Origin of the sequence: Sphingomonas sp. LH128, from assembly GCF_000293195.2 — a bacterium.
GTDB classification, from domain to species: Bacteria; Pseudomonadota; Alphaproteobacteria; order Sphingomonadales; family Sphingomonadaceae; genus Novosphingobium; species Novosphingobium resinovorum_A.
This window is the reverse complement of the sequence record NZ_ALVC01000463.1, coordinates 1-16,330: the sequence shown is the minus strand read 5'-3', so window position 1 is coordinate 16,330 and position 16,330 is coordinate 1. Positions and strand designations below refer to the sequence as shown.

The window sequence follows — 16,330 nt, the reverse complement described above, 5'->3', positions numbered from 1 at the left end:
AACCAACCTTCCAGTAATCTCGAGCCCGTTGCCCATGGCCGGCGCTCCCGCGATTACGTCATGTTCGTGCATCGGCCAAGTGCAGACTATTCGCGGACGTCGGGCGCTTGCCCGGCTACTCGGCGTAAGGCTGCGAATGCGGTCCTGCCGAAAGTGTCGGGACCGATATCATTTCCGGCGAGCCAAGCCTGGGTCGATAATTTCAGAATACCGATTGCGGCCGTCGCAGTGACGCGGCATTCGATGTCGAGCTCGGGGCGTCCCTTTCGCTCAGCAAGTGCCTGAGCGAGGACGCGCTCAACCTTCTCGTACTTGGCCTGGTCGCCAGCGCTGAGCGCGGGGGTGTCCTGAATGAGCCTGGCAAGGTTGCGCGCGGATTCCGAAATGTGGGTTCCCGCTAGTTCCAGAAAGGCATTCTCGACCATGTCCAGCAGCGCCTCGTCGGCTGGTCGCCGTCTGATCGCCTCTGCGACGAGCGCCGGAAAATCGGCCTTGGTGGAGAAGACGATCTCCTCCTTAGACCCGAAATAATGGAACAGACTGCGGCGCGAGACGTCTGCAGCTGCAGCGATATCGTCGAGCGTCGTCGCCTCGAACCCGTGCTCGAGGAAGAGGCGCATGGCTTCCTCCTGGATGCGCGCACGGGTCTGCGATCGCTTGCGCTCACGCAGGCCGACCGGAAGAGGTGAGATTGTTTCTTGCACTTCTTGTATATTTGCACTGAGTGCACAATATCGCGCCCAGTGCCCTCCTGTGGCTGATCGATGCGAAGGATAGCAAATATGGCGAGCTGGACCACCAAGGATATTCCCGACCAGTCCGGCAGGCTGGCGATCGTCACCGGCGCGACGGGCGGCCTGGGTCTGGAGACGGCGCTTGCCCTGGCGGGAACCGGGGCCGAGGTGATCCTTGCGGCACGCAACCCGGACAAGGGGCGCGCTGCCGAGACCCTGATCCGCAACCGTCACCCAGATGCTCAGGTGCGCTTCGATCTCGTCGATCTCGCCAGCCTCGGCTCGGTCAGTGATTTTGCCGAACGGCACCTGGCGGGTGGGTGCCCGATCGATATCCTGGTCAACAATGCCGGCATCATGGCGCTGCCCCGGCGCGAAGCGACGATCGATGGCTATGAGATGCAGTTCGCCACCAATTATCTCTCGCATTTCGCGCTGACAGCGCGGCTCTTGCCGCTTCTGATCGCGGGCAGGGCGCGCGTGGTCGAGGTCTCCAGCATTGCCCATCGCAGCGGCAGCATCCGGCTCGATGACCTCGAGTATGTGCAAGGTTACAAGCCCTGGCCGGTCTATGCGCAGTCCAAGCTTGCGATGCTGATGTTCGCGCTCGAACTGGACCGGCGCAGCAGGACGAAGGACTGGCGGATTACCAGCGTTGCCGCGCATCCTGGTGCCGCTGCGACCGACTTGATCGCCAATGGCCCGGGCCCGAGCAGCCGGCTGATGGCCTGGGGCGGCTCGATCGCGCTCAAGCTGATCGGCCATTCCGCCGCTGACGGCGCATTGCCGCAAGTGATGGCAGCGACCATGCCTAGCATCCGCGGCGGGCAGTATTTCGGGCCGCAGGGTCTGCGAGAGCTGAAGGGCCCGCCGGGCCCTGGCAAGATCGAACCGCAGGCGCTGGACGCCGAAGTGGCCGCGCAGCTCTGGTCTCGTTCCGAGGCGCTGACCGGCATCGCCTTCGGCTGAAGCATAGGCGATGTTCCATCTGATCTTCGCACTGCCATGGGCCTACGTCGTTGCGCGCACGCTGATGCCGCTGCCCTGGGCAGACGGCATCAAGCTGGCGATTGCCCTGGTGCTGCTCGTCGGCTCGCAGTCTCATCTATGGAGCCGCCTTTCGTCGGGATCGGTGTTCAGTCCGGAATTCCCGCGCCCGTTCATCATTCTGCTCAACTGGCTGTTCGGAGGCATCGCCCTGCTGGCCGTCTTCCAGATCGCGCTCGACGCGGTGAGGCTGGTGGCATGGTTAGTCGGGATCGGCGGCGCGGCCCCTTGGGTTGAAGCTCGCTACGCCATTGCCGGGATGGCCTTCGTGCTGGCGGCGATCGGCGTCTGGCAAGCCATCGGCGTGCCGCGCCTGCTTAAAGTCTCGATAGCGATCCGGAACCTTCCGGAAGCCTTCGACGGCTATACCCTCGTTCACCTCACTGACTTGCATATCAGCAGGCTCTTTCCCGCGAGCTGGACCCGCGCCGTGGTCGAGGCGGCCAATCGTCTGGAGCCTGACCTGATCCTGATAACGGGGGACGTGATCGACGGCAGCGTCGAGAACCGGCGTGCAGGCGTCGAAGCCTTGCGCGGACTGAGTGCGCGCGATGGGGTCTGGCTCAGCCCCGGTAATCACGAATACCTCTCCGGTTACGATGCGTGGATGGCGCACCTTGCCTCGCTGGGCGTGCGGGTGCTGGCGAATGCTCATGCGGTGATTCAGCGCGGCGATGATGCGCTGGTCATTGCTGGCCTTACCGATCCGTCGGCGCGCGGTGTCGGCAAACCGCTCCCTGACCTCGGGAAGGCTCTGGATGGGGCGCCGTCCGGCGCACCGATCATCCTGCTCGATCACGAGCCCGGGCAGGCGCGCGAAGCGGCGGAGCGCGGTGTTGCGCTGCAACTATCAGGGCACACTCATGGTGGCATGATCGTCGGGCTCGACCGTCTGGTCGCGCGAGGCAATGGCGGCTTCGTCTCGGGATGCTACGCTGTTGGCGACATGGCCCTCTACGTCAACAACGGCACCGGCATCTGGCCGGGGTTTGCTCTGAGGTTGGGCAAGCCTTCCGAACTGACCTTGATCACCTTGCATCGCGCGATCGGCTGAGCGCGCTGCCATTGAGCGTGTGGTTTGAGGTCGATCGGTTTCCATGCGCTTTGGCAGCTCCGAAGGTTCACGTGTGATCGCGCAGCAGTCCGACTTTCGCTTAGCTGTTGCTGAAGCTAGAGAGCCGGACATGGTGACCGTCTCGCCCGATGCCTATAATCGAGCCGCTTCGCTGCTGGCCGAAAATCCCGAATACCGTGTGCTGCGCAAGCTTCGTCCGGTGGCGGGGTTTCATCGCCCGGTGCCTGGCGCTCGCAATCGGATCGGCGTTGCGATTGATGTCGAGACCACCGGACTGGACTACGAATCCGACCGGATTATCGAACTCGCCCTGCAGCGATTTCGCTACGACGATGCCGGGCGCATCGTGCAGGTCGGTCAGGCCCGCGTGTGGCGTGAAGATCCGGGCGTGCCCCTCGATCCCAGGATAACGAAACTGACCGGCCTGACCGATGAGGTCGTGGCGGACCAGGTGATCGACGATACCCTTGCGCTCGAAATCCTGACCTCCGCCGATCTGATCGTCGCCCACAATGCTCGTTTCGATCGGCCATTCGTCGATCGCAGACTACCCGCGCTTGCCTGCAAGGCCTGGGCCTGCTCGATGTCCGAACTGGACTGGCTCGAACTCGGCTTCGACGGGCGTGCGCTTGCCCATCTCGTCTCGCAGTGCGGCTGGTTCTATGAAGGTCACCGGGCCGAAAACGACATCCTAGCGCTCATATACCTGCTCGCGCATGATTTGCCGGACGGTGAGACCGTGATGGCCAGGCTGATCGCATGTTCGGAGCGGTCGTCTTTCCAGGTGAATGCGGTCGACGCTCCCTTCGATTCCAAGGACCGTCTGAAGGCGCGGGGCTATCGCTGGAATCCTGCGTTGCGTTTCTGGACCACCGAGATCGCGGAAGCGGATCACGACGCGGAGCGAGCCTGGCTGATGAGCGAGGTCTATACCGGGCATGGTGAGCCGGCATTCATTCCTGTCAGCGCCTGCGAACGGCATTCCCGGGCAGTGTGAATCCGCCAGTCTGAGGAATGCGCTGATCGATGCTTTCCTCGGCATCTTGCGTTTGGGTTGTGGACACGGCCGTCGGATGGGTGAGTTTCTTCCCTGATCCTTTTCGTGTCGCAGAATCGGGGTAGCTTGAAGGGCAGGATAGGTGCTGCCCCGCGCCTTTGGCGCGGCCGCGTTCTATCACCTTTTCGAAGGTGATCGTAAGTAGTCGAAAGCCACGGGAAACCGGGGTTTTTTGCTTTTCTGGTGATCGCGGGTCGCGCCTAGAAGAATCCGCCGTAACCGCATCGAGGCGCTTCTAGGGCTTTCGTTCGGCCAGCTCCCGCCTTGGATGGATCCAGGCGTCCGCTTCGCCAAACCGATATGTTTTTAGACGGGAAGGTCGATCCTGGCGGAATCGCCAAATTCAACGGGGTCAGGCGTGGCGCCGGATCACCTCGACGAACGCGTCGCCATAGGCTTCCAGCTTGCGTGTTCCGACGCCCCCGACCAAGCCGAGTTCCGCCAGTGAGGATGGGCGTGAGCCGGCCATTTCGCGCAAGGTCGAATCGTGGAAGATGACGTAGGGCGGGACGCCTGCCTCCTTTGCCAGCTCGCGGCGCAACTCGCGCAGCGCCTCGAACAAAGGGTCGCCGACGGGATTGGCTCCGGCATCTCCCCCGCGCGAGCGGCGTTTGCGGTCCTGTTTGGGTGGCACGACGATCGCTACAGCAGCCTCCCCCTTCAGGATCGCGCGAGCGTCTCCTCCCAGCGCAAGACCGCCGTGCTCGGTCGCGGTCAGGCTGCCACGCGCCTGCAGAGCGCGGGCAAGCGCTTTCAGCAGCGGCTTTTCGTCTTCGGTGAGGATGCCGAACACTGACAGCCTGTCATGCCCGCGCTGCAGCACGCGGTCATCGGAAACGCCGGTCAGCACCTTTTCCAGATGACCCAGGCCATAGGACTGCCCAGTGCGATAGACGGCCGATAGCAGCTTGCGCGCGACATCGGTGACATCGACCACGCCGACAGGCTGGAGGCAGTTGTCGCAGTTGCCGCAAGTCTGCGCCGGGGTTTCGCCGAAGTGACGCAGCAACACGGCGCGGCGGCATTCGGCGGTTTCGACCAGACCGGCCAGCGAATCGAGGCGCTGGCGTTCGCTCTGCTGGCGGTGAGGCTCGATCTCGGACAGGCGCTGGCGCGCTCGCGCGAAGTCGTCAGCGCCCCAGAACATGATGGCCACCGAAGGATCGCCATCGCGCCCGGCGCGGCCGGTTTCCTGGTAGTAGCCCTCGATCGACTTGGGGATGCCCGCATGGGCGACGAAGCGCACGTCGGGCTTGTCGATGCCCATGCCGAAGGCGACCGTGGCGACCATCACCATGTCCTCGCTCGCCACGAATGCGGCCTGGTTGCGCGCGCGGACTTCGGGCGGGAGGCCTGCGTGATAGGGCAGCACGCGGCGGCCGGTGTCGCGGGCAAGGCTCTCGGCCAGCTGCTCTACGCGTGCGCGGGTGGGGGCGTAGATAATCCCCGGACCGGGATTCTCCTCGACCACCGCCTTGAGCTGACGGCCTACGCTCTCGCGCGGGCGAATGGCATAACGGATGTTCGGCCGGTCGAACCCGGCGACGATCAGCCCCTCGTCGGGAATACCGAGTTGTGCGAGGATATCGCTGCGGGTGTGGTTGTCCGCAGTCGCCGTCAGCGCCAGCCGTGGGACTTGCGGGAACGCATCGAGCAAAGGGCGCAGCAGGCGGTAATCGGGACGGAAATCGTGGCCCCATTCGGAGACGCAGTGCGCCTCGTCGATCGCAAAGAGACCGACCCGGGCCGATAGCAGCAGTTCGCGGAAGTGCGGCTGGCTGGCGCGTTCCGGGGCGATGTAGAGCAGGTCCAGCTCGCCGGCGCGAAAGGCGTCCATGGTCGCCCCGCGATCGGTGTCGGCGCTGGTCAGGGTGGCGGCGCGGATGCCGTTGGCGCGGGCGGAGCGCAACTGGTCGTGCATCAGCGCGATCAGCGGCGAGACGACCACGCACGTGCCCTGCAGCAGCACGGCGGGCAACTGGTAGGTCAACGACTTGCCCGCACCGGTGGGCATGATCGCCAGCGTCGACTGGCCGTGGATAACGCGATCGACCACCAAATCCTGTACGCCGCGAAAGCCCGAGAAACCGAAGACGTCGTGCAGCGCTTTCGACACCGCCTCGCCGGAGGGTGGCGGCGCGGGCGTCCAGTCAACCTCGGGTGCATAAGGGTCGATCATGTCGGCGTCGGGTTCGCCGTAGAAGGTCGTCTCGAAAGGCCAGTCGTCGTCGTTCACGGTGCGGGTTATGGCAGATCAGGACGGCGAGGGGAAACCATCGGCAGGCAAGTTTCCGGTAATTTAACGACGATCGGCCCACAATTGCGGGTGCTTCAGCAGCAACGCCTGCGCGAGGATCAGCGTCTTTGCGTCTGACAGTTCTCCGCAGAGCGCCATGTCGCGCAAGGCGTCGAGCCCGATCTCGTGGACGGTGATGTTCTCATCCTCGTCGTGCGCACCGCCGCCCGCAGCGATGCGGTCTTCGTGTGCATACTGCGCGAGATAGAGCTGTACTCGCTCGGTCGAGGCGGGGCACAGCGACCACATGTTGGTCACCGGTTCGAGATCGGAAATGCGCAGGCCGCCTTCTTCGAAGGCTTCTTCGACGATGCGCGCCTCTGGCGAAGTGCCGTCGAGGTTACCGGCAATGGCCTCCAGCAGTGGCGGTTCGCCCGCATCGAGCACGCCCGCGCGCGGCTGGTCGATCAGCATGCACACCCGGCGCACCGGATCGTATGGCAGCACCGCCACGGCCGAGCCATTGTCAAGCAAATGGCGCTCCACCACGACACCGTCGGGCATTTCCACTTCGAGGCGATAGAACTTGTACCATCCGTCGTAGACGAGCGTTCGACTGATGATGCGGGAAGAAATGGTGCGTGCTGCGGTCATGGGATCAGGGTGGTGGCGCAGTGTTCATGTTGCAAGTGCGAATAAGCCTTTTGGGCAGTTGTGGCATATCCCTAGCCGGGCGGTAGCGATGGCTTTGCCGGGAGCCTGATAATTCTCCAAGTGCTGCAAACGATTGAATGTGAATCGGCCCAAGGGGTGGGAGGCAGCCGTCAGAATCGGGAAGAGACAAAGATGGGTTGCCATGCACACGACGCGTCCGCGAAAAACGAGGATTACCGGCTGTCCTGGTTGAGCGAGATCGAGTTCGCCGAAAAGGCGCATGTGCTTAAGATGCTGGCGCGCGAAGTAGGGCAGGATCATGCGGCGGCAATCGACGAGTTGGCTTGCCGGGGGCTCGACGCTGCCCTGGCGGTGCTCACAGTAGCCGTGGGCGAGAACGTGGCCGATGCCTACCTGCGCCACCGCGCGCTGTGGCGGGCGGAGCAGGCGGGCTGAAAGTGGCGCCGTCCCGCAGCAAGTCGGGGACGGCGCATCGCTTTAATCCAGATTGGGCCGCAGCCAGCGTTCGGCGGTAGGAAGATCCACATCGCGGCGCACGGCGTAGTCCTCCAACTGGTCGCGGCCGATACGGGCGACGCCGAAGTACTGGCTTTCCGGGTGCGCGAAGTAGAAGCCCGAAACCGCCGCCGTCGGCAGCATCGCCTGGCTTTCGGTCAGGACGATGCCGGCGTTGTCCTGCGCCTTGAGCAGATCGAACAGGATGGGCTTGAGCGAATGGTCCGGGCAGGCGGGATAGCCCGGCGCCGGGCGAATGCCGCGATATTCCTCGCGGATCAGCGCTTCGTTGGTGAACTGCTCGTCCGGCGCATAGCCCCACAGGGTCGTACGGACATGGGCGTGGAGGCGTTCGGCGAAGGCTTCGGCGAAGCGGTCGGCCAGGGCCTTGAGCAGGATGTCCGAGTAGTCATCGTGGGCGGCCTTGAAGCGTTCCAGATGCGGCTCGATGCCGTGAATGCCCACCGCGAAACCGCCGAGCCAGTCGCCCGCTGGATCGATGAAGTCCGACAGGCAGAAGTTTGCGCGGCCGCGCGACTTCTTGAACTGCTGGCGCAGCATTGGCAGGCGGGTTGCCCCGGAATCGCCGGCATCGAGGAGAACGTCGTCACCGTCCGAGCGGGCTGGCCAGAAGGCGCAGACGCCGCGCGCAGTCAGCCATTTCTCGTCGATGATCTTTGCCAGCATCGCCTGCGCATCGGCAAAGAGGCTGGTGGCGCTTTCGCCGACGACCTCGTCTGTCAGGATTGCGGGGTAATTGCCCGCCAGCTCCCAGGCGCGGAAGAACGGGGTCCAGTCGAAGGTCTCGACCAGATCCTTGAGGTCCCATTCCTCGAAGACATGCAGACCCGGCTGCGCGGGCGCGGCGGGTTTCTGGGTGAAGTCGGTGGGGAAGGCGTTGGCGCGCGCCTCGGCGAGCGGCAGCAGGTCGCTCTGGCCCTTGTTGGCGCGGGCCTCGCGCACCTTCTCGTAGTCGATCGCGACCGAGGACTTGAAGCCCTCCGCCTGCGTGTCGGACAAGAGCTGCGAGGCGACGCCCACCGCGCGGCTGGCGTCGAGCACGTGGACCACGGTGCCGGTATAGGCCGGGTCGATGCGCAGCGCTGTGTGGACCTTGGACGTCGTCGCGCCGCCGATCAGCAGCGGGATGTTCATCTCGGCGCGCTGCATTTCCTCGGCCACGGTCACCATCTCGTCCAATGAGGGGGTGATGAGGCCGGACAGGCCGATGATGTCGGCCTCGTTCTCGTTCGCCGATTCGAGGATCTTCGACCACGGCACCATGACGCCAAGGTCGATCACTTCGTAGCCGTTGCACTGGAGCACGACGCCGACGATGTTCTTGCCGATATCATGCACGTCACCCTTGACGGTGGCCATGATGATGCGGCCCTTCGCCTTGGACTTGGCGTCCTTCTCCGCCTCGATGAAGGGGATGAGGTGCGCGACCGCCTTCTTCATCACGCGCGCGGATTTCACGACTTGCGGGAGGAACATCTTGCCGCTGCCGAACAAGTCGCCGACCACGTTCATGCCGCCCATCAGCGGGCCTTCGATCACCTCGATCGGGCGGCCACCGGCAGCGGCGATCGCGGCGCGGGCCTCCTCGGTGTCTTCCACCACGTAGGCGTCGATGCCGCGCACCAGGGCGTGTTCGATGCGCTTGGTGACGTCCCAGCCGCGCCATTCCTCGGCGGCCTTTTCGGCGACGGTGTCCTTGCCCTTGTAGCTCTCGGCCAGTTCGATGAGGCGTTCGGTGGAGGTCTTGCCGTCCTCGCCCACGCCGGGGCGGCGCATCATGATGACGTCTTCGCAGGCCTCGCGCAGCGCCGGGTCGATCTGGTCGTAGACGTCGAGCTGCCCCGCGTTGACGATCGCCATGTCCAGCCCCGCCGGGATCGCGTGGTACAGGAATATCGAGTGCATCGCGCGGCGCACCGTCTCGTTGCCGCGGAAGCTGAATGAGAGGTTCGACAGGCCGCCCGAGAAGTGGACGTGCGGGCAGCGCGCGCGGATTTCCGCCACCGCCTCGATGAAGTCGAGCCCGTAGCGGTCATGCTCCTCGATGCCAGTGGCGACGGCGAAGACGTTGGGGTCGAAGATGATGTCCTCCGGCGGGAAACCGATGCCGACGAGCAGCTTGTAGGCGCGCTCGCAGATTTCGATCTTGCGCTCCTTGGTGTCGGCCTGCCCGGTCTCGTCGAAGGCCATGACGACCACGGCGGCGCCATAGGCCATGCACTTGCGCGCATGTTCCAGGAACGGCTCGACGCCTTCCTTCATCGAGATGGAATTGACGATCGGCTTGCCCGACACGCACTTCAGCCCCGCCTCGATCACGTCCCACTTGGAGCTGTCGACCATCACCGGCACGCGGGCGATGTCCGGCTCAGCGGCGATCAGCTTGAGGTAGGTGGTCATCGCCTCGACGGCATCGAGCAGGCCCTCGTCCATGTTGACGTCGATGACCTGCGCGCCGTTCTCCACCTGCTGGCGGGCGACTTCGATGGCAGCGGGATAGTCGCCGGCCATGACCAGCTTCTTGAACTTCGCGGAGCCGGTGACGTTGGTGCGCTCGCCGATGTTGACGAAACGGGAGCCGGAAGGGGTGGCGGTCATGGGTGTTGTTCTCGGTTCAGGAGGTGCGTTTGATCGGTGGGCAAAGCGGCATGGCGCTACAGCACCCGCGCCAGCACGAAGTCGTCGTAAGTCTTGCCGCCGACGTCGAACCGGCGGGTGCCGATCGTCTCGAAGCCGTGCTTGGCATAGAAGGAGAATGCGCGGTGGTTGTCGTCCTTGACGCCCAGAAGCAGCCGCGAACGGCCTGCCGACTCCGCAACGACCGCCTGCATCAACGAACTGGCGATCGTCGATCCCTGAAAGCGCGAGAGGATGTAGATGCGCTTCAGCTCGATGTCCCCTTGCTGCGCATGCTCGATCTCGGGCTCGCACAGCAGCGCATAGCCCACCGGCGCGCCGCCGGGCTCAATCTCCGCCAGCCACGCCTTCGCGCCCTTGGCGAAATAGGCGCGGTAGGTCTCGGCCGAATGCTGCTTCGCGCAGTGCGCAACGAGACCCGCGCCGTCGATCACGCCTGCGAAGCTCTCGAGGAAGGTTGCCGCACCCACTAGAGCGAGCGCGTCGGCATCGTCCGGCCCGGCTGGACGTAGGCGCCAGATCGGCAGCGAATCCATCAGCCGGCCATCGTGAAGGGTTCGAGGCCAGCGAGGCGCGTCACCGGCTGCAGTTCGGGCAGATGGCGCGGCGCCATGCCGGTCACCTTGTCGGCGATGGCCTTGATGTGCGCCGGGGTCGAACCGCAGCAGCCGCCCAGCACGTTGACCTGACCCGCGATCGCCCATTCGCCGACGAAGCCTGCCGTAGTGTCCGGCATCTCGTCGTAGGCGCCCAGTTCGTTGGGAAGCCCGGCGTTGGGGTAGATCATGATGAGTGTGTCGGCGATCTCCGACAGCGTCTTCACGTGCGGACGCAGCTGGGTGGCGCCGAACGAGCAGTTCAGGCCTATGGTCACCGGCTTGGCATGACGAACCGCATGCCAGAACGCCTCGACCGTGTGGCCCGAGAGGTTGCGGCCCGACAAATCGGTCAACGTCATCGACAGCATGATCGGCACTTCACGGCCGAGTTCCTGTTCGAGATAGCGCACGGCCATGACGCCCGCCTTGGCGTTGAGCGTATCGAACACCGTCTCGATCAGGATGAAGTCCGCTCCGCCTTCGACCAGGGCCGCGGCCTGTTCCTTGTAGACGTCGACCAGCGTGTCCCAGTCGATCTCGCGGTAGCCCGGATCGTTGACGTCGGGGCTGAGCGAGAGCGTCTTGTTGGTCGGCCCGATTGCGCCCGCCACGAAGCGCGGGCGGCCATCCTTCGCCTGATATTCGTCGGCGAGGCGGCGGGCCAGCTTTGCCGATTCAACGTTGATCTCGCGAACCAGATGCTCGGCGCCGTAGTCGGCCTGGCTGATGCGGTTGGCGGAGAAGGTGTTAGTCTCGGCAATGTCCGCGCCGGCTTCGAAGTAGGCACGGTGGATGGACTCCGGCACCTCGGGCTTTGTCAGCGCGAGGATGTCGTTGTTGCCCTTCTGGTCGTGGGACAGGCCCAGCGTGCCTGCGTAGTCGGCTTCCGAGAGCTTCCAGTTCTGGATCTCGGTGCCGAAAGCGCCGTCGGTGATGAGGATGCGCTTGGCTGCCTCGGCGAGGAAGGTTTCACGGACGCTCATGCGACAAGTTCCTTGACGGGACGCAGGCCGAGAAGCTGGCAGATCGCGTAAGCCTGCTCGGCGCGGTTGAGGGTGTAGAAGTGGAAATCGCGAGACCCGCCTTCATACAGGCGCTTGCAGAGGTCCGCCGCCGCGACGGCGGCGACCAGCGCGCGCGGGCCGGGGCGATCGTCGAGGCCGTCGAACATCGTCTCCAGCCAGCCGGGGATCTCGGTGTTGCCGGACATGCGCCGGATCGCGGCGAAGCTGGTGACCGGCATGATGCCCGGCAGGATCGGTACGGTAATGCCTGCCGCCAGCGCCTTGTCCATGAAGCGGAAGTAGGCGTCGGTCGAGAAGAAGAACTGCGTGATCGCGCGGGTGGCGCCGGCGTCGATCTTGCGCTTCAGGTTGTCGAGGTCGGCCTCGGCGCTCACCGCTTCGGGGTGGACTTCGGGATAGGCCGCGACCGAGACTTCGAAATCGTGGCGCCTGCGGATGCCTTCGACCAGCTGCGCGGCGCTGGCATAGCCTTCGGGATGCGGCACGAAGCGGCCGCCGTCCGACGGCGGCGGATCGCCGCGCAGCGCGACGATGTGGCGCACGCCCGCTTCCCAGTACTGATCGACCACTTCGTCGATCTCGCCCTTGCTGGCGGCGACGCAGGTAAGGTGCGCGGCGGGAACCAGCGCGGTCTCCTTCACGATCCGTGAGACGGTGGCGTGGGTGCGCTCACGGGTGGAGCCGCCCGCGCCATAGGTTACCGACACGAAGGCCGGGTCGAGCGGGGCAAGCTGGGTGATTGCGTCCCACAGCTGCTCCTCCATCTTTTCCGACTTGGGCGGGAAGAATTCGAAGGAGACGGAAATGTCGCCGGGCAACCCTGCGAAAATCGGGGTTTCTGCGGCGCGTGGGGAAGCGGTCATCAAACGGTCTCTCGGTTTTCAGGGCGCGCGGTTACACCATCGCGCCGCGCAGTCCAGATTTTAACGGTGAGCGGGTCGCCCGGCAGAGCGACGGGCTCGGCCGGGGTAAGGCCCGCGGAAGCGAGATGGGCGAGCATCTGCTCGTCCGAAAAGCCGAGACGGGCGTGGGCGTGGCGTTCGCGCATCTCCTCGCGCTCGTGCGCGGCAAGGTCGACGACGGCGATGCGCCCGCCCGGCCGCAGCACGCGCGCGGCTTCGGTCAGCACCACGGCGGGGTCCTGCGCGAAGTGCAGCACCTGATGGAACAGCACGGTGTCGAAGGCGTCGGGCGCGAAGGGCAGGGCGGTGAAGTCGCCCTGCACCAGATCGACCTTGTCGGCGGGCAGGTCCTGCAACCGGGCGCGGGCGATGCGCAGCATCTCAGGGCTTTTGTCGAGCGCCGTCACGCGCCCCGCGCGCGCGGACAGAAGCTGTGCCATGCGCCCGGTGCCGGTGCCGACATCGAGCAACCCGCCGATCGTCTCCTCGCCCAGCGCGCGGAGCAACGCGGCCTCGACCGGCTCGTCGGCGCCGTGGAGACGGCGCAGCGTGTCCCATTCGGCGGCGTGGCGGGCGAAGTAGGCTTCGGCGCTCGCCTCGCGCCCGGCGCGGATGGCGGCGAGGTGGCGGCGGTCCTCGGCGCAGCGGGCGGCGAACTGGCTGTCGTCACGCTCGGCGACGTTGAGGAGATTCGCGGCCGCCGTGCCGAGCGATGATTCGCCTTGTTCGGACACGGCGATTCTCAGGAAGACCCAGCTTCCTTCCTTGCGGCGCTCGGCCAATCCGGCGTCGCACAGAATCTTTATATGGCGCGAGACGCGCGGCTGGCTCTGGCCGAGGACTTGCGCAAGCTCCCCCACGGCAAGCTCCATATGCGCGAGCAGACGCAGCATACGCAGGCGCGTCGGCTCCGAAAGAGCGCGCAGAAGAGGGTCGATCCGCATGCCGGATCATATAAAGATATCTTTATATGTGTGCAAGCCCTAGGAATTCTGCGGATTTCCGCCTGTCGTATTCCTATTTGCGTTGCACCATCGTCTCGTCTAAAGAATGCCACTGCAGGCTTGCCTGCAAGCGTTGGCCTATGCGCCAAACAATGCAAGGGGATTCGCATGAAGAAGATTGCTTTCGCCGCGTTCGCGTCGGTTGCCGCACTGTCGCTCGCTGCTTGCGGTGGTGAGCCCGCCGCCGAAGCTACCACGGATTCGGTCGAGACCGCTCCCGAGGAGCTGATGACCGGTGACGCCACCGACGTTCCGACCGAGGCTGCGTCCGAGGCGATGTAATCGGCTCGGGGGTTCGGCGCTACCTTTCGGTGCACTGGCCCCCGCCGCTTTCCGCTTCCGGGTCCAACCGGCTTGTGGAAAGTCCGTTTCACGACGGACAGAAGCCCTCCCCGATGGGAGGGTTTTTTGTTTCTGCATTACGCGTTTACGCGGATGTGGAGCAGCAAAACCCGCTCTTCACTGAAGGGCGGGTTTTTGTTTGCACTGCCTTCAGGGGCGGGGCATCAACCGGCCCATGCCCGATACGCTGAAGATCACGCTCGCGCAGCTCAACCAGTCGGTCGGGGACATTCCCGCCAATGCCGCCGCTATTCTGGCAGCGCGTGACGCGGCGAAGGGCAGCGACCTCGTTGTCTTCCCCGAACTTCACCTCATCGGATATCCGCCCGAGGACCTGATCCTCAAGCCCGCACTGATCGAGCGCGCGGCGGCCGAGCTTCAGCAGCTCGCCGAATCGACTGCCGGCGACGGTCCAGCGATGCTGGTCGGGTCGGCTTTCGTGCTCGATGGTGCGTTGCATAATGGGGTGGCGCTGCTCGATCAGGGCAAGGTCGCAGCGGTTCGCCTGAAGCACGAATTGCCCAACTACGGCACCTTCGACGAGATGCGCCTGTTCCAGCCCGGCCCGCTGCCGGAACCGATAATCCTGCGCGGCACGATGATCGGGGTGCCTGTGGGCGAGGATATATGGCGCTACGAGGTCTGCCGCCATCTCGCCGATTTCGGCGCCGAAATCCTCATCTCGATCAATGGCAGCCCTTACGAGATCAACAAGGAGGCCCTGCGCATCGAAGGCGTGGCCAAGCGCCGCGCGGTCGATACCGGGCTGCCGCTGGCCTATCTCAACCGCGTCGGCGGGCAGGACGAACTGGTGTTCGACGGGGGCAGTTTCGCGGTGAACGGCGACGGTGCGCTGGCGGTACAGCTGCGCGACTGGGAGGAGCAGGTCGTGGAGACCCGCTGGACCAAGACCGCCAAGGGCTGGCGCTGCGATCGCGGCGCCTTGGAGCCGCTCGCGCAGCATCCGGAGGACATCTACAGTGCGATGGTCCTCGCTTTACGCGACTACGTGAAGCGCAACGGCTTTCCGGGCGTCGTGCTCGGCCTGTCTGGCGGGGTCGATTCGGCGACTTGCGCGGCCATCGCGGTCGATGCGCTGGGGGCCGACAGGGTCTGGGGGGTGATGATGCCCTCGCGCTTCACCAGCGAGCAGAGCCTCGACGACGCAGCCGCCTGCGCCCGCGCGCTGGGGATTCGCTATACCGAGATGCCGATCGGCGCGGCTGTCGATGGGTTCGACGCCATGCTGGGCGAGGCATTCGAGGGTACGCAGCGTGATCTCGCGGAAGAAAACCTCCAGTCGCGGGTGCGCGGGGCGGGCTTGATGGCACTGTCCAACAAGTTCGGCCCTATGCTCCTCGCAACCGCCAACAAGAGCGAGCTGAGCGTCGGCTATGCGGCGATTTATGGCGCCATGGCGGGTGGCTACGCGCCGCTCAAGGATGCGTACAAGAGCACGGTCTATGCACTGGCGCGCTGGCGGAACGGGCAAGTTCCGCGCATCGGCCTCGGCCCGGGCGGTCCGCTGGTTCCTGACGGCGTGCTGACCCGAGATCCCTCCGCCGAGCTGTACGACGGGCAGCGCGACTGCGACAGCTTGCCGCCCTACGACGTGCTGGACCCGATCCTCGTGGGTCTGGTGGAGCACGACAAGAGCGTGGCGCAACTGGTCAATGAAGGCTTCGAGCACGGGGTTGTGCGCCACGTGGAGTTCCTGCTCCACCGTGCCGAGTACAAGCGCCGTCAGTCGCCGCCCGGCGTCAAGCTGACCGCGCGCAACTTCGGGCGCGACCGGCGCTATCCGATCACGCACGCGTTTCGGAGCGGGTAAGGCGGCGGGAAGCTTCCCAGCTTTTTGAAACCATCCGTCATTGCGAAGCGCAGCGAAGCAATCCAGGGCGGCGCTGAACTGCCCTGGATTGCTTCGCTGCGCTCGCAATGACGAGTAGAGGGCGCGAGGCGGGCAAAATAGGGATGCCCGCTTCGCTTTCGCTCTCAGTACTCGACGCTCAGCGTCACCACTGCGCTGCGCGGCGCGCCGTAGAACGCCTGACCCCACTTGAGGCTGTTGAGGTACTTCACGTTTGTCACGTTGCGCACGTTGATGCTGGCGCGCACGTGCTCGACCACGCGTACTCCGGCCATGAGGTCGAGGATTGCGTAGCCCTTCTGCTTCAGCGTCACGTCGCCCTCGACGCCGCCATAGGCGGATAAGTCGCTGACCACGGCCGTCGTCGCATTCTGCACGCGCAGTTGTGCGCCCAGCTTGAGGTCGTTCAGTTCAGGCACCGAATAGGTGCTCGCCAGCTTGAGGGACTTGGTCGGGATCCAGGTGCGGGTATCGTCGCCGTCGGCGTTCTCGATGTCGAGGTACGTGAAGCCGCCCGATAGAGTCCAGTTGTGCGTGACCTGGCCTGAAAGCTCCACCTCGAACCCGGTCGAGGTGGTGTCCTGCGGGTCGTAGTAGCTGCCGCCCGCCTT

The 16,330-nt window shown here is 64.9% G+C and carries 15 protein-coding genes; 6 read left to right on the top strand and 9 right to left on the bottom strand.

The window, feature by feature from the left end:
* Window positions 1-86: 86 nt before the first annotated feature.
* Window positions 87-620, bottom strand: a complete 534-nt coding sequence (locus tag LH128_RS28460) for a TetR/AcrR family transcriptional regulator (protein WP_008833165.1) — start codon at window positions 618-620, stop codon at window positions 87-89.
* Window positions 621-782: 162 nt separating this feature from the next.
* On the opposite strand from LH128_RS28460, the gene LH128_RS28455 reads away from it, so the two are divergent.
* From LH128_RS28455 to LH128_RS28445, 3 genes are all read left to right on the top strand, one after another.
* Window positions 783-1,703 (top strand): SDR family oxidoreductase, encoded by a 921-nt coding sequence (locus LH128_RS28455; RefSeq protein WP_008833164.1) that lies wholly within the window; start codon window positions 783-785, stop codon window positions 1,701-1,703.
* Between the two features lie 10 nt (window positions 1,704-1,713).
* Window positions 1,714-2,835, top strand: coding sequence for a metallophosphoesterase (locus LH128_RS28450; protein ID WP_008833163.1), 1,122 nt, complete (start codon window positions 1,714-1,716; stop codon window positions 2,833-2,835).
* A gap of 130 nt (window positions 2,836-2,965) precedes the next feature.
* Window positions 2,966-3,853, top strand: a complete 888-nt coding sequence (locus LH128_RS28445) for a 3'-5' exonuclease (protein WP_008833162.1) — start codon at window positions 2,966-2,968, stop codon at window positions 3,851-3,853.
* Window positions 3,854-4,265: 412 nt separating this feature from the next.
* Here LH128_RS28445 and recQ read toward each other — a convergent pair whose 3' ends face one another.
* Together recQ and LH128_RS28435 are read right to left on the bottom strand one after the other, a co-directional pair.
* Window positions 4,266-6,149: a DNA helicase RecQ gene (gene recQ / locus LH128_RS28440; RefSeq protein WP_008833161.1), complete on the bottom strand. Its 1,884-nt coding sequence runs from the start codon at window positions 6,147-6,149 to the stop codon at window positions 4,266-4,268.
* A gap of 63 nt (window positions 6,150-6,212) precedes the next feature.
* A complete protein-coding gene (locus LH128_RS28435) occupies window positions 6,213-6,803 on the bottom strand; it encodes an NUDIX hydrolase (RefSeq protein ID WP_008833160.1) in 591 nt (196 codons plus the stop codon).
* A 120-nt stretch (window positions 6,804-6,923) separates the two neighbouring features.
* Here LH128_RS28435 and LH128_RS28430 point away from each other — a divergent pair, with 120 nt between their 5' ends.
* Window positions 6,924-7,259 carry a hypothetical protein gene (locus tag LH128_RS28430; protein ID WP_327195305.1) on the top strand — a complete coding sequence of 112 codons (336 nt, stop codon included), beginning with the start codon at window positions 6,924-6,926 and terminating at the stop codon, window positions 7,257-7,259.
* Between the two features lie 42 nt (window positions 7,260-7,301).
* Here the strand turns inward: LH128_RS28430 and metH are convergent, their stop codons facing one another.
* Genes metH through LH128_RS28405 form a run of 5 tightly spaced genes read right to left on the bottom strand, consistent with a single transcriptional unit; the run spans window position 7,302 to window position 13,447 of the window.
* Complete coding sequence (metH, locus tag LH128_RS28425; RefSeq protein ID WP_008833158.1) at window positions 7,302-9,938, bottom strand: methionine synthase; 2,637 nt, start codon at window positions 9,936-9,938, stop codon at window positions 7,302-7,304.
* Between the two features lie 56 nt (window positions 9,939-9,994).
* On the bottom strand, window positions 9,995-10,513 hold the full coding sequence (locus tag LH128_RS28420; RefSeq protein WP_008833157.1) for a GNAT family N-acetyltransferase: 519 nt from the start codon (window positions 10,511-10,513) through the stop codon (window positions 9,995-9,997).
* Complete coding sequence (locus LH128_RS28415; protein ID WP_008833156.1) at window positions 10,513-11,559, bottom strand: homocysteine S-methyltransferase family protein; 1,047 nt, start codon at window positions 11,557-11,559, stop codon at window positions 10,513-10,515. The genes LH128_RS28420 and LH128_RS28415 overlap by 1 nt, the downstream gene beginning before the upstream one ends.
* A complete protein-coding gene (gene metF / locus LH128_RS28410; RefSeq protein WP_008833155.1) occupies window positions 11,556-12,464 on the bottom strand; it encodes a methylenetetrahydrofolate reductase [NAD(P)H] in 909 nt (302 codons plus the stop codon). The genes LH128_RS28415 and metF overlap by 4 nt, the downstream gene beginning before the upstream one ends.
* Window positions 12,464-13,447, bottom strand: coding sequence for an ArsR/SmtB family transcription factor (locus LH128_RS28405; protein ID WP_008833154.1), 984 nt, complete (start codon window positions 13,445-13,447; stop codon window positions 12,464-12,466). Before LH128_RS28405 ends, metF begins: the two co-directional genes overlap by 1 nt.
* Before the next feature lie 168 nt (window positions 13,448-13,615).
* Here LH128_RS28405 and LH128_RS33880 point away from each other — a divergent pair, with 168 nt between their 5' ends.
* Window positions 13,616-13,789, top strand: coding sequence for a hypothetical protein (locus LH128_RS33880; protein ID WP_170065941.1), 174 nt, complete (start codon window positions 13,616-13,618; stop codon window positions 13,787-13,789).
* Between the two features lie 235 nt (window positions 13,790-14,024).
* On the top strand, window positions 14,025-15,680 hold the full coding sequence (locus LH128_RS28400) for an NAD+ synthase (RefSeq protein WP_008833153.1): 1,656 nt from the start codon (window positions 14,025-14,027) through the stop codon (window positions 15,678-15,680).
* 164 nt (window positions 15,681-15,844) lie between these two features.
* On the opposite strand, the gene LH128_RS28395 is transcribed toward LH128_RS28400, so the two are convergent.
* The coding region (locus LH128_RS28395) for a TonB-dependent receptor domain-containing protein (RefSeq protein ID WP_008833152.1) at window positions 15,845-16,330 on the bottom strand (486 nt) is incomplete at its 5' end.